Genomic DNA, 11,696 nt, shown 5'->3' on the forward strand with positions numbered 1-11,696 from the left:
GATGGACAGTCCGGCCGGAACGGTCAAGCCCGCCACCTCGTATGAACCGGCCGGTTGCAACCAATGCACGAAAATGTCTATAACCTTTCCATAGGTTGATGGCGCGTCAAAACAGCCCGTCATCCTTGGGGAAACTTCGTGCGCAAGGCGGGTCTGGGCAGCAGCAATGAAGTACGAGATCGGCGAAGCGCGTGCGAACCTCGAATATGTTCGCGATATGCTGGATCAATTGAAGGTTGTATCCGGCGCAAAATCGAGTGCGATGCTCGTCTATTTTCTCGATCTGGCAAAGCTGGAGGTGGAAGACCAGCTTGCCCGGATCGACGGCGACGCCGGTTCGCGGCGTCGAAATGTCGGCGCCTGATTTGGCCGACTGACGCCAAGGCGTCGAGCGACCAGGAATCACAAGAGCCAACGATCACATTAGCAGAGACACCGAACCTCCTGAATGACGCTCCAGCCGACCGGCGAGGTCGAGTTCGAGGAGGACGAGCTGCAGGGCGCCCGCGCTCACGCCCGTATGGGCGAGGATCTCGTCTATCGTCACGGGTGTCGGCCCCAGCGTCTCGATGATCCGCTCGCGCTCGCTGCGTGTTGGTTCGTCTGTCAGACCATCGGTCGCGGGTTCTTCGACGATCGCGTCCTCCGGACGCCCTGGACCTGTGGCGAGCGGCGACAGCGCTTCGAGAACGTCGGCCGCGTCGCAGGCGAGAATCGCGCCTTCGCGGATCAGCCTGTTGGTGCCGGCCGCGCGCGGATCGAGCGGCGAACCCGGCACGGCGAAGACCAGCCGGCCAAGCTCACCGGCGAGCCGCGCGCTGATCAAGGATCCGGAGCGCAGCGCCGCTTCGACCACCAGAAGGCCGAGCGAGAGGCCCGCCACGAGCCGGTTGCGGCGCGGAAAGTCGATCGCGCGTGCGGTCCAGCCGAAGGGCATCTCCGAGACGAGGGCGCCGCCGCTATCGACGATCTTGCGCATCAGCGGCCGGTTTTCCGGCGGATAGGGCCGGTCGAGACCGCCGGCGAAGACACCGACGGTGCCGGTGTCGAGCGTTGCGTCATGGGCGGCGGCATCGATGCCGCGGGCAAGCCCCGAAACGACCACGTAGCCGGCCTTGCCAACACCGGTGGCGAAGATACGGGTCAGCTTGATCCCCGACAGGGAGGCGTTGCGTGCGCCGACGATTGCCAGGGCCGGCCGTTCGAAGGAAGCGCTGTCGCCCATGACCGCCAAGACAGGGGGAGCGTAGTCGACGCTGCGAAGATGGGCGGGATATTGCGGCTCGCCGAGACAGACGAAGCGCGCGCCGAGCTTTCCCGCCCGCGTCATTTCCTCGGCAGCCGCCTCAGCGCCGCACACGCCGATGCGCCGGCCGCCGCGCGCCGCGAGTTCGGGCAGGGCCTCGAGCGCCGCAGCGGCGCTGCCGTAGCGATTGATGAGTTCGCGAAAGGTGACGGGGCCGACATTCTCGCTGCGGATCAACCGCAGCCAGGAAAGCCGCATCTCCTCGGTGAGGACGACGCCGCGCCGCGGCGCGGCGGGAAGGCTCATGGAGCGCCCCTGGACAATTGCATGCCGGACAGCGGGCAGGGGCTCTCGCGATCCGTCATGTCTTCTTCGCCCCGATCTTCGGCTCGGTGCCGCCGATCAGACGTTGGATATTCGCCTGATGGCGGATGTAGACGAGGACCGTCAGGATCGCCGTGAGGAGCGCGGCAGCCGGATAGCCCAGAAAATAGTAGGCGATCGGCACGAGCAGCGTCGCGATGAGAGCGGCGAGCGAAGAATAACGGGTGAGATAGGCGGTGGAGAGCCAGGCGAGGGCGAAGATCACGACGCCGATGGGGGCGATGCCCAGAAGCACGCCGAGATATGTCGCGACCCCCTTGCCGCCCTTAAAGCCGAGCCAGACGGGAAAGACATGGCCGAGGAACGCGCCGACGCCGGCGATCGCCGCGTAGAACGGCCCGAGCAGATAGAGCGCGATGGCGACCGGCACGGTTCCTTTCAGCACGTCACCCATGAGCGTCAGCGCCGCCATGGCCTTGTGTCCGGTCCGCAGCGCGTTGGTCGCGCCGATATTGCCCGAGCCGATCTTGCGGATGTCGCCGAGGCCGAAGACATGGCCGAGCGCCAGACCGAAGGGGATCGAGCCGGAGACATAGCCGCCGACGAGGCAGGCGGCGGCAAAGCCAAGATTTACGGTTGCGTCGTCCAGCACGTTGTCTCCCTCCGGCCGAAAATGCCCCGCACGCCAGCGCGGGCGGCGATCGCCGGACGTTGCCTTGCGAAGGTTTCGGCGTCAAACGAGCCGCGCGATCTTTGAAGCGTGAATGGATGAGATCCGCTCGCTCGACCGCTACGTCCTTCTGCTTCCACCCAGTTCCGCCGAGACGAGCGCTGCTTTCGCGATCACCTACTCGCCTGCGGCTTCGAAAACTGTGCGTCCCGAAACGACAGTCCGCAAGACCTGTCCCTCGAAACGGGCGTTTTCGAAGGCCGAATTCTTCGAACGCGAACGGATCAGCTCCTCGGAAAAGACGAAAGGCCGGTCGAGATCGACGAGCGCGAGATCTGCCGGGGCTCCAGGCTTAAGCGTGCCGCGATCGATGCCGAGGAGTTTTGCCGGGGCGGCGGTCATCGCCTCGACGATACGCATCAGGGGCACCGCGCCCGAATGATGCAGCCTGAGCGCGGCCGGCAGCAGCGTTTCGAGGCCGATGGCGCCGGCCTCCGCTTCGGCGAAGGGCCGCCGCTTGTCGTCTGCATCCTGCGGGTCATGGGACGAGACGATGATGTCGATCGTGCCGTTGGCGAGGGCATCGACCATGGCGAGCCGGTCCTCCTCGCGCCGCAGAGGCGGGGAAAGGCGGAAAAAGGTGCGGTACTGACCGACGTCGTTCTCGTTCAGCGCGAGATGATTGATGGAGACGCCGGCGGTGGCCGCGACGCCGCGGCGCTTGGCGGCCGACAGGACGGCGGCCGATTCGCCGAGCGAGATCTTGGCCGCGTGGTAGCGACAGCCGGTCAGCGCGGCGAGGCGAAGATCGCGCTCCAGCGGGATGATCTCGGCTTCGCCCGGAATGCCCGGCAGACCGAGCCAGGAGGCAAGCAGCCCCTCGTTCATCACGCCGTGACCGGCAAGGGCTGCGTCCTGCGTCTCGTGCATGACGACGGCGCCGAAATCGCGCGCATAGGTCATGATCCGGCGCATCAGAGCGGGATCGGCCAGCGTCTTGCGCCCCTCGGTGAAGGCCCTGACACCGGCATCGGCCAGAAGCCCGATTTCGGTCATGTCCTTTCCAGCCAACCCCTTGGTGAGGGCTGCGGCGGGAAAGACGTTGACGAGCGCCGTCTCGCGCGCGGTGCGCATGACGAATTCGGCGATGGCGACGTCGTCGATCACCGGATTGGTGTCCGGCATGGTGAGGATCGAGGTCACGCCGCCGGCAGCGGCCGCAGCGGAGGCGGAGGCGATCGTTTCGCGGTGTTCGCCGCCGGGCTCGCCGATGAAGACGCGGGCGTCGACGAGGCCGGGAAGCACGGCCAGGCCCTGGCCGTCGATGACGGTCGCGCCGTCCGGGCGTCCCTGGTTCAGGGCGTCCGGCCCGGCAGCAGCGATGCGGCCGTCGACGGCGATGATGGTCCCGACCGCGTCGAGCCCCCGCGCGGGATCGACGATGCGGGTCTTTTCGATGACGAGGGGACGATCGCTCACGTGTTGCCCTCCGCGCGGGCGAGAAGCGTCTCGATCACCGCCATGCGCACGGCAACGCCCATTTCCACCTGTTCCTCGATGACGCTCCGTGGTCCGTCGGCGATCTCGGAGGCGATTTCGACCCCGCGGTTCATCGGGCCGGGATGCATGACGAGGGCATCGGGCTTGGCATGAGCGAGCTTGGCGGCGTCGAGGCCGAAATAGCGGAAATACTCGCGCACCGAGGGAACGAAGGCGCCCTCCATGCGCTCACGCTGCAGCCGCAGCATCATGACGACGTCGGCATTCTTGAGCCCCTCGTCCATCCGCCGGAAGACGCGCACGCCCATCTCTTCGATCCCGCTCGGCAGAAGGGTCGATGGAGCGACGACCCGCACCTCGGCGCCGAGCGCATTGAGGAGGAGGATGTTGGACCGGGCGACACGGCTGTGCAGGACATCGCCGCAGATCGCCACGATCAGCCGGGCGATCCGGCCCTTGTGGCGGCGGATGGTCAAGGCGTCGAGCAGGGCCTGGGTCGGATGTTCATGGGCACCATCGCCGGCATTGACCACCGAGCAGGCGACCTTCTGGGCCAGCAGCGCGACGGCACCGGCCGAATGATGGCGCACGATGAGAATGTCGGGCTGCATGGCGTTGAGCGTCATCGCCGTGTCGATCAGCGTCTCGCCCTTCTTCACAGACGAGCTTGCCACCGACATGTTCATGACGTCGGCGCCGAGGCGTTTGCCGGCAAGCTCGAAGGAGGACTGGGTCCTTGTCGAGGCCTCGAAGAACAGGTTGATCTGGGTTCGCCCCTTCAGAACCGATTTCTTCTTCTCGGTCTGCCGCGAGACGGCGACCTCGGCCTCCGAAAGATCGAGAAGCGCGGTGATTTCCTGGGGCGACAGGCCGCCGATACCGAGAAGATGGCGGCGGGCGTCGGGTCTTTGAGCGGGTGCGATCATCAGGAACAAGGCCTATAAGGATTTCTCAAGCGCGCGGCAAGAAATCCGCGCTGCGCAGACAGGAGAAAGCGTGAGATGGCGCAGCCCCTTGCCGCAACCCACGAGGTTTTCAACCAGTCATCGGAATTTGCCGGCTACAATGCCTATCGATCCGATCCGCTCCTCAAGCTTCTGACGTCCGAATTTCCCGCCGACGTGATCGTCTCGCTCGATCGCCACGGCCGCTTTTGCGGCTCGCACGAGGCGCATGATCTCGCCCGCTTGGCCAATGCCGAAAAACCGGTCCTCAGGCGCTTCGACGAAAAAGGCAATCGGCTCGAAATGGTCGACTTCCACCCCGCCTATCACGCGCTGATGCGTCGATCGATCGCGGAAGGGCTGAGCGCTTCCATCTGGGAGGGACCGGACGCCGAGGCGGGGATCCGCCATCGGGCGAGGGCGGCGCGATTTTACATGACCGCCGGCGTCGAATGCGGCCATCTGTGCCCCGTCACGATGACCAGCGCATCGGTTGCGCCGCTCGGCGCCGCGCCGGCTCTGAAAGAGCAGTGGCTGCCGCTGATCGCTTCGCGAAACTATGACCCGTCCGTCAAGCTGCCGATGGAAAAGGCCGGCCTCACCCTCGGCATGGGCATGACCGAAAAGCAGGGCGGCACCGACGTCAGGGCCAACACGACCCGCGCCGAAAGGAGCGCTGATGGCCGTTACCTGATCACCGGCCACAAATGGTTCATGTCGGCACCGATGTGCGACGCCTTTCTCGTTCTCGCCCAGACCGATGCCGGCCCGAGCTGCTTTCTCCTGCCGCGGCGGCGCGCGGACGGCTCGCTCAACGGCCTTTACGTTCAGCGCCTCAAGGACAAGCTCGGCAACCGCTCGAACGCCTCGTCCGAAGTCGAGTTCGTCGAGGCCGAGGCGTCGCTTGTGGGTGAGGAGGGGCGGGGGATCGCCACCATTCTCGACATGGTGACGCTGACCCGCGTCGATTGTGCGCTGGCCTCCGCGGGGCTGATGCGGGGTGCGCTTGGCGAAGCGGTGCATCACTGCCGCGAGCGCCAGGTCTTCGGCAAATATCTGATCGACCAGCCGCAGATGATCAGGGTTCTCGGCGAGCTCGCCATCGACGCGGCGGGCGCGACCGCGCTGTCCTGGCGCCTTGCCGAGACGCTCGATCGGATGGAGACCGACGCCGAGGCGAAGGCGTGGAGCCGAGTGATGACGCCGGTGACGAAATACTGGGTCTGCAAGCTCGCGCCGGCCTTCACCTATGAGGCGATGGAGTGCCTTGGCGGCAACGGCTATGTCGAGGAGGGGCGGCTGGCGCGGGCTTATCGCGAGGCCCCGGTCAATGCGATCTGGGAGGGATCCGGCAACGTCGTCGCCCTCGATCTCCTGCGCGTCCTGAGGCGCGATCCGCAGGCATTCGAGACCGTCATCGCCATCATCGAGAGCGACCTCGGCGAAATGGCCGGCCGGACGGCGGACGTGCTTCGTGCCGCCGTCGCCATGGTCGTGTCCGACGAGGGCGGCTGCCGGCTGCTCGCCGAGCAGATGGCGCTGGCCGCTGCGGCCGGGACGCTGAAGCGCCTCGGCCTCGGGCCGATCGCTTCCGCCTTTGCCGAAACCCGGCTCGGCGGCGTCTTCAGCCACAGCTACGGCATGGTCGATCTGCGGCACGACTGCCGCGCCATCGTCGACGACCTCTACCCTCCGCTGCGCTGACGAAAGAGCCGGGAGAGGACTGAAAGGCCCGTCGGGACAGGCCCGTTAAGCATGACGGCCGGATGGTGTTGCGGGATCAGACCATAGAGGCGACACTCGCATTAACCGATTGGTAACCTCTTTCGACGGGTGGACACTTTGACGCAACGGGTCGCTTCGCTATTCGCACTTTCGGGATGGGCCGGCTTCTGCGGGATCTCGGCTCTCCGCTGTGCGCATGAGGCGGGTTTGTCGGGCGTCCTCTTCGGTTCCTTCGGTGCGCATCTCCTCGATGAGGCGCAAATGGCGCCGCTGGGCGCTCACCCTGACGAACTCATCGGTATCGCGGCGATCCTCGCGGCGCTGACGATCGCCTTTGCGCTCGCGATCGCTGGGATCATGAGCCTTGCCAGCCGAACCGAGCGTGCAGCCGAACCCTTCGCCGCGGCGACGTTCTCGGCGCTTTTCGGCTTTTACGTCGCCCTGGCGCTGTCCGGCTCTCCGGCGGTTGCCCTGTTCAGTGACGGCCCGCTGATCACGCTGTTCATCGCTCTGGGATTTGCCGCGCTTCTTTTCGACCACGTCATCGCCGATCGCGAGGATGAAGAGGGCGATGCGACCTTCGAGGCGGTGATGGCCCATCTCGAAGAGGCCAAACGCGCCGCGATCGCCAAGCGGGAAGGGCGAGAGGGCAGCGAAGCCGAAAAAGATCGGCGGTGATGCGCGCGCTTCTTCTTCTGTGGTTCGCGCCGCTCGCCACGGTGCTGTCCTGGTACTTTCTCTCGCTCGCCGATATCGGTCAGACGATCGGCGGCGTTTATCTCTCCCGCGATCTGAACGAGAGCGTCTTCCTGATCTACGGTCACCTGCTGGGGATCGAGCCGGATCGGCTTCCCGGCATGTTCGCCTCGGCCATCGCTTTCGATACGGCCCTCCTGTTCGCCATCGTCGCGTTTCGTCGCCGCCGGGCCATCGCTGCATGGTGCGACAGGCGATGGAAGCGCGCCGAGACCACGGGGGGCTCGAGGGCGCGATAAGCCGGAACCGCTGAGCGCGGCCCGCAGATCATCGAAGACAGGTGCGAGGAGCGGTTGGATACGTTCAGGTATCCGATCACACGCGCAGGCTGGCCAGCCGGTCCAGCGCGCCCTGCAGGATGAAAGCCGCCGCCGCCGAATCGATCCGCTCGGCGCGTTTTGCCCGTGAGACGTCGGCGGAAATCATCGCCCGCTCCACCGCCACCGTCGACAGCCGCTCGTCCCAGAACAGCGCCGGGCGCTCGTCCAGGGCGCTATAGTTGCGCATGAAGGCCCGGCTCGACTGGGCCCGCGGTCCCTCGCTGCCATCCATGTTCAGCGGCAGGCCGACGACGATGCCGACCACGTTTTCGTCGTCCAGGGCCTTTTTCAGCGCCGCCGCGTCCGGCGTGAACTTCTTGCGCCGGATCACCGCGCGCGGTGTCGCAAAACCCCAGCCGCGATCCGACAGGGCAAGGCCGATCGTCTTGGTGCCGAGATCGAGGCCGGCAAGCGGCAGGCCCGGCGGCACGGCCGCGAGAAAGGCTTCCAGTGAAACGATCGCCATCGTCTACGCCTTGACCCGGCGGACCTGCCGCTCACTTACCGGGGCAAGCGTCCCTGCCGCAGGGCCCAGCGTCCGGGCCGGGGCCGGCCAATGTTTCTCAGCCATCAAGAGGCTCGTACCATGAAGATCACCTATTTCGGCCATTCGGCCTTCCGCATCGAGACCGGTTCCTCGGTCATTCTCATAGACCCGTTTCTCAACGGCAATCCACATTTCGAGGGCGATGTCGGCGAAGCGACGAAGGGCGTCACCCACATCGCCATCAGCCATGGCCATGCCGACCATGTGGGCGACGCCATCGAGATCGCCAAGGAAACCGGCTGCCAGGTCGTCGCCAATTACGAGATCTATACCTGGCTCGGCCAGAAGGGTGTCGAGACGGCGGCCTTTGCCGGCACTGGCGGCACCGTCGCGTTCGACGACTTCTCGGTCACGCTCACCCAGGCCTTTCACTCCTCGAGCTACACCGAGGAGGACGGCCGGATCGTCTATCTGGGCATGCCCAACGGCCTCGTCTTCCATTTCAAGGACGGGCCGACGCTCTATCACATGGGCGACACCGACATCTTCAGCGACATGGCGCTGATCGAGGAACTGCACCAGCCAAAGCTTGCCATGGTGCCGGTCGGCGATCGCTTCACCATGGGCGGCGCGGTCGCGGCCGTCGCCTGCCGGCGCTATTTCAACTTCGACAAGATCATCCCCATCCACTGGGGAACGATGCCGATTCTCGACCCCTCGCCGGACAAGTTCAAGGCGGCGATGGAGGGCGAGGCCGGCAAGGTTCTGGTCCCGGCGATCGGCGAAGCCTTCGAGGTCTGAGCCTGCCGCCGTAGGGAACGCGGCAAGGCGCCAAAAGCCCGAACTCGACAAGGCATCCCCGGCTGGCCCGTTGCCACCCGGGGATGCCGCCGTTATAGCAGCGGCGAACCTTCAAGATCAGACGCCGGAGACAAAATGTCCGTCGATTCCGCCACCGTGCGCCGCGTCGCCAAGCTCGCCCGGATCGCCGTCAACGACGAGGACGTGACCGCGATGGAAGCCGAGCTCAACGTCATTCTGGGCTTTGTCGAGCAGCTTTCCGAAGTCGACGTGACGGGCGTCGAGCCGATGACGTCGGTCATCCCCATGGCGATGAAGAAGCGTGAGGATCAGGTCACGGATGGCGAGAAGGCCGAGGATGTCGTCGCCAACGCGCCGGCCAGCGAAGATCACTTCTTCATGGTGCCGAAGGTCGTCGAATAGGCCATGACGCTAACGGTCGCCGTCGAGACGCCCCTCCAAGACGATATCCGCAAGATGGTCGCAAAGCTCAACGCGCATCTCAAACCGTTGTCGCCGCCCGAGTTTCAGTTTCAGCTGACCGTCGAACAGATGGCCGGCGCCGACGCCACGGTGTTCGTGGCCCGAGACGAGACCGGCACGGCCGTGGCCATGGGCTCGCTCAAGGTGCATGACGAGACGACCGGCGAGGTCAAACGCATGTTCTGCGAGCCTGAGCTGAGGGGCAGGGGTCTCGGCCGCGCCATTCTGACGGCAATCGAGGAGCGGGCGCGCGATCTCGGCCTCGATCGTCTGGTGCTCGAGACCGGCGCCACCACCGGCTTCGAGCCGGCCTGGGCCCTCTACGAGCGCGGCGGCTTCACCGTCTGTCCGGCCGTTCTCGACTATCCCGATTCCGAATACAGCCGCTTTTACGAAAAGAGCCTTTGATCATGAGCGACCTCACCGCCCTCACCATCGCCGAGGCCCGCGACAAGCTTTCGAAGAAAGAGACGAGCGCGACCGAGCTGACAAACGCCTATCTCGCCGCCATCGAGACCGCCAATCCGGTGATCAACGCCTATGTGAAGGTGACGGCGGACAAGGCGCGGTCGATGGCCAAGCTTTCAGACGAGAAGATCGCCAAGGGCGAGGCGGGGCCGCTGGAGGGCATCCCGCTCGGCATCAAGGATCTCTTCGCCACCGAGGGCGTCCACACCCAGGCGGCCTCCCACATCCTCGACGGTTTCGAACCGCGCTACGAATCCACCGTGACGGCGAACCTCTTCGCCGACGGCGCGGTGATGCTCGGCAAGCTCAACATGGACGAGTTCGCCATGGGCTCGTCCAACGAGACGAGCTATTACGGCCCGGTGAAGAACCCCTGGCGCAAAAAGGGCTCCAACATGGATCTCGTGCCGGGCGGGTCGTCCGGCGGCTCGGCCGCCTCTGTCGCCGCGCAGCTTTGCGCCGGCGCAACCGCGACCGACACCGGCGGCTCGATCCGCCAGCCGGCGGCGCTCACCGGCACCGTCGGTATCAAGCCGACCTATGGCCGCTGCTCGCGCTGGGGCATCGTCGCCTTCGCCTCATCGCTCGACCAGGCCGGACCGATCGCGCGGGACGTTCGCGATGCCGCGATTCTGTTGAAATCCATGGCATCGGTCGACCCGAAAGACACCACCTCGGTCGATCGCGAGGTGCCGGACTACGAGGCCGCCGTCGGCCGTTCGGTGAAAGGCCTGAAGATCGGCATCCCGAAGGAATACCGCATGGACGGCATGCCGGCGGAGATCGAGACCCTCTGGCAGAAGGGTATCGCGTGGCTGAAGGATGCCGGCGCCGAGATCGTCGACGTCTCGCTGCCCCACACGAAATATGCCCTGCCGGCCTATTACATCGTCGCGCCCGCCGAGGCCTCGTCGAACCTCGCCCGCTATGACGGCGTGCGCTACGGCCTGCGCGTTTCCGGCAAGGACATTGCTGAGATGTACGAGAAGACCCGCGCCGAAGGCTTCGGCCGCGAGGTCAAGCGGCGCATCATGATCGGCACCTATGTGCTGTCGGCCGGCTATTACGACGCCTATTACCTCCAGGCCCAGAAGGTCCGCACGCTGATCAAGCGCGACTTCGAAACCGTCTATGCCGACGGCATCGACGCGCTCTTGACGCCCGCGACGCCGTCCGCCGCCTTCGGGATCGGCGATCAGGACATGGCTGCCGATCCGGTGAAGATGTATCTCAACGACGTCTTCACGGTGACGGTGAACATGGCCGGCCTGCCGGGCATCGCCGTTCCCGCCGGCCTCGACGACGGCGGCCTGCCGCTCGGCCTGCAGCTGATCGGCAGGCCCTTCGACGAGGAGACGCTGTTTTCGCTGGGTTCGGTGATCGAGAAGGCCGCCGGGCGGTTTACGCCGGCAAAATGGTGGTAGCGGTCTTGCGCCGTAGGCCCTGTGGCCGCACTGCGACGACGGTCTGGATACGCGAGAGGCGTATAAACCTCTGAGAAAGAGAGGCCGCGACACCACCGCGTCGTCATTCTCGGGCCCCGTCCCGAGAATCCAGGAGCGGTTGCCGCACCATCCGCCCTTCGCATCGTCGGCACTGGAAGCGACGGGTGCCCGACGATCTCTGGCAACTGTGTTCATTCGAACGCCTTTCTGTCTCTCTGCATGGCGTTGAGAACAGTGAGAAGCTTTCTGGCGACGGCGATGATGCCGACTTTCTTCGATCCCGATCTTTCGGCGACGGCTTGAAAGAAGCTCTTGAAACGGGTGTTTGCGCGAATGGCACCGAGGGCGGCCATGTAGAGAGCTTTGCGCACCCGGCGCCTTCCCCCCTTGATGTGCCTGTGCCCCCGGCGATGCCCGCTGTCGTCGTTGAACGGTGCCAGGCCGGCAAGGGCACCGGCCTTCTTCGGCGTCAACGAGCCGAGTTCGGGCATATGGGCGACCAGTGTCAGCGCCGTGATCTTGCCGAC

The 11,696-nt window shown here is 65.5% G+C and carries 14 protein-coding genes; 8 read left to right on the plus strand and 6 right to left on the minus strand.

Annotation, left to right across the window (positions count from 1 at the left end; translation table 11 throughout):
- The first annotated feature begins 166 nt into the window (after positions 1–166).
- Complete coding sequence (locus J6595_RS07395; RefSeq protein ID WP_209593797.1) at positions 167–364, plus strand: hypothetical protein; 198 nt, start codon at positions 167–169, stop codon at positions 362–364.
- Between the two features lie 54 nt (positions 365–418).
- Here the strand turns inward: J6595_RS07395 and dprA are convergent, their stop codons facing one another.
- The 4 genes from dprA to J6595_RS07415 form a co-directional block, all read right to left on the minus strand.
- Entirely contained in the window at positions 419–1,552 is a 1,134-nt protein-coding gene (gene dprA, locus J6595_RS07400; protein WP_209593798.1) for a DNA-processing protein DprA, read from the minus strand.
- Positions 1,553–1,607: 55 nt separating this feature from the next.
- Complete coding sequence (gene plsY, locus J6595_RS07405; RefSeq protein WP_209593847.1) at positions 1,608–2,219, minus strand: glycerol-3-phosphate 1-O-acyltransferase PlsY; 612 nt, start codon at positions 2,217–2,219, stop codon at positions 1,608–1,610.
- A gap of 198 nt (positions 2,220–2,417) precedes the next feature.
- The gene (locus J6595_RS07410; protein WP_209593799.1) at positions 2,418–3,719 is read right to left on the minus strand and encodes a dihydroorotase; all 1,302 of its coding nucleotides are present in this window, start codon (positions 3,717–3,719) and stop codon (positions 2,418–2,420) included.
- The gene (locus tag J6595_RS07415) at positions 3,716–4,666 is read right to left on the minus strand and encodes an aspartate carbamoyltransferase catalytic subunit (protein ID WP_209593800.1); all 951 of its coding nucleotides are present in this window, start codon (positions 4,664–4,666) and stop codon (positions 3,716–3,718) included. The genes J6595_RS07410 and J6595_RS07415 overlap by 4 nt, the downstream gene beginning before the upstream one ends.
- Positions 4,667–4,741: 75 nt before the next feature.
- On the opposite strand from J6595_RS07415, the gene J6595_RS07420 reads away from it, so the two are divergent.
- The 3 genes from J6595_RS07420 to J6595_RS07430 all read left to right on the plus strand — a co-directional run bounded on the left by J6595_RS07420 (position 4,742) and on the right by J6595_RS07430 (position 7,404).
- Positions 4,742–6,388 (plus strand): acyl-CoA dehydrogenase family protein, encoded by a 1,647-nt coding sequence (locus J6595_RS07420; RefSeq protein WP_209593801.1) that lies wholly within the window; start codon positions 4,742–4,744, stop codon positions 6,386–6,388.
- 228 nt (positions 6,389–6,616) lie between these two features.
- Positions 6,617–7,087: a hypothetical protein gene (locus tag J6595_RS07425; protein WP_209593802.1), complete on the plus strand. Its 471-nt coding sequence runs from the start codon at positions 6,617–6,619 to the stop codon at positions 7,085–7,087.
- Positions 7,087–7,404 carry a DUF6105 family protein gene (locus tag J6595_RS07430; RefSeq protein WP_209593803.1) on the plus strand — a complete coding sequence of 106 codons (318 nt, stop codon included), beginning with the start codon at positions 7,087–7,089 and terminating at the stop codon, positions 7,402–7,404. Before J6595_RS07425 ends, J6595_RS07430 begins: the two co-directional genes overlap by 1 nt.
- A 76-nt stretch (positions 7,405–7,480) precedes the next feature.
- Here J6595_RS07430 and ruvX read toward each other — a convergent pair whose 3' ends face one another.
- Positions 7,481–7,951: a Holliday junction resolvase RuvX gene (gene ruvX / locus J6595_RS07435; RefSeq protein ID WP_209593804.1), complete on the minus strand. Its 471-nt coding sequence runs from the start codon at positions 7,949–7,951 to the stop codon at positions 7,481–7,483.
- Positions 7,952–8,071: 120 nt separating this feature from the next.
- On the opposite strand from ruvX, the gene J6595_RS07440 reads away from it, so the two are divergent.
- From J6595_RS07440 to gatA, 4 genes are all read left to right on the plus strand, one after another.
- Positions 8,072–8,773 (plus strand): metal-dependent hydrolase, encoded by a 702-nt coding sequence (locus tag J6595_RS07440; RefSeq protein WP_209593805.1) that lies wholly within the window; start codon positions 8,072–8,074, stop codon positions 8,771–8,773.
- A 135-nt stretch (positions 8,774–8,908) separates the two neighbouring features.
- Positions 8,909–9,196 (plus strand): Asp-tRNA(Asn)/Glu-tRNA(Gln) amidotransferase subunit GatC, encoded by a 288-nt coding sequence (gene gatC / locus J6595_RS07445; protein WP_209593806.1) that lies wholly within the window; start codon positions 8,909–8,911, stop codon positions 9,194–9,196.
- Positions 9,197–9,199: 3 nt separating this feature from the next.
- Positions 9,200–9,664: a GNAT family N-acetyltransferase gene (locus J6595_RS07450; RefSeq protein WP_209593807.1), complete on the plus strand. Its 465-nt coding sequence runs from the start codon at positions 9,200–9,202 to the stop codon at positions 9,662–9,664.
- A gap of 2 nt (positions 9,665–9,666) precedes the next feature.
- Positions 9,667–11,148, plus strand: a complete 1,482-nt coding sequence (gatA, locus tag J6595_RS07455) for an Asp-tRNA(Asn)/Glu-tRNA(Gln) amidotransferase subunit GatA (RefSeq protein ID WP_209593808.1) — start codon at positions 9,667–9,669, stop codon at positions 11,146–11,148.
- Positions 11,149–11,360: 212 nt separating this feature from the next.
- Here the strand turns inward: gatA and J6595_RS07460 are convergent.
- A partial coding sequence (locus J6595_RS07460; RefSeq protein ID WP_209593809.1) for a transposase occupies positions 11,361–11,696 on the minus strand: 336 nt, incomplete at its 5' end.

It is taken from the genome of Jiella mangrovi (genome assembly GCF_017815135.1).
GTDB lineage: Bacteria > Pseudomonadota > Alphaproteobacteria > Rhizobiales > Rhizobiaceae > Jiella > Jiella mangrovi.

What these genes read in the sequence shown, in the direction of transcription:
- J6595_RS07395 (WP_209593797.1), top strand. Translation starts at nt 167, where the DNA reads ATGAAGTACGAGATCGGCGAAGCGCGTGCGAACCTCGAATATGTTCGC.
- dprA (WP_209593798.1), bottom strand. Translation starts at nt 1,552, where the DNA reads ATGAGCCTTCCCGCCGCGCCGCGGCGCGGCGTCGTCCTCACCGAGGAG.
- J6595_RS07415 (WP_209593800.1), bottom strand. Translation starts at nt 4,666, where the DNA reads ATGATCGCACCCGCTCAAAGACCCGACGCCCGCCGCCATCTTCTCGGT.
- J6595_RS07420 (WP_209593801.1), top strand. Translation starts at nt 4,742, where the DNA reads ATGGCGCAGCCCCTTGCCGCAACCCACGAGGTTTTCAACCAGTCATCG.
- J6595_RS07430 (WP_209593803.1), top strand. Translation starts at nt 7,087, where the DNA reads ATGCGCGCGCTTCTTCTTCTGTGGTTCGCGCCGCTCGCCACGGTGCTG.
- ruvX (WP_209593804.1), bottom strand. Translation starts at nt 7,951, where the DNA reads ATGGCGATCGTTTCACTGGAAGCCTTTCTCGCGGCCGTGCCGCCGGGC.
- J6595_RS07440 (WP_209593805.1), top strand. Translation starts at nt 8,072, where the DNA reads ATGAAGATCACCTATTTCGGCCATTCGGCCTTCCGCATCGAGACCGGT.
- gatC (WP_209593806.1), top strand. Translation starts at nt 8,909, where the DNA reads ATGTCCGTCGATTCCGCCACCGTGCGCCGCGTCGCCAAGCTCGCCCGG.
- J6595_RS07450 (WP_209593807.1), top strand. Translation starts at nt 9,200, where the DNA reads ATGACGCTAACGGTCGCCGTCGAGACGCCCCTCCAAGACGATATCCGC.
- gatA (WP_209593808.1), top strand. Translation starts at nt 9,667, where the DNA reads ATGAGCGACCTCACCGCCCTCACCATCGCCGAGGCCCGCGACAAGCTT.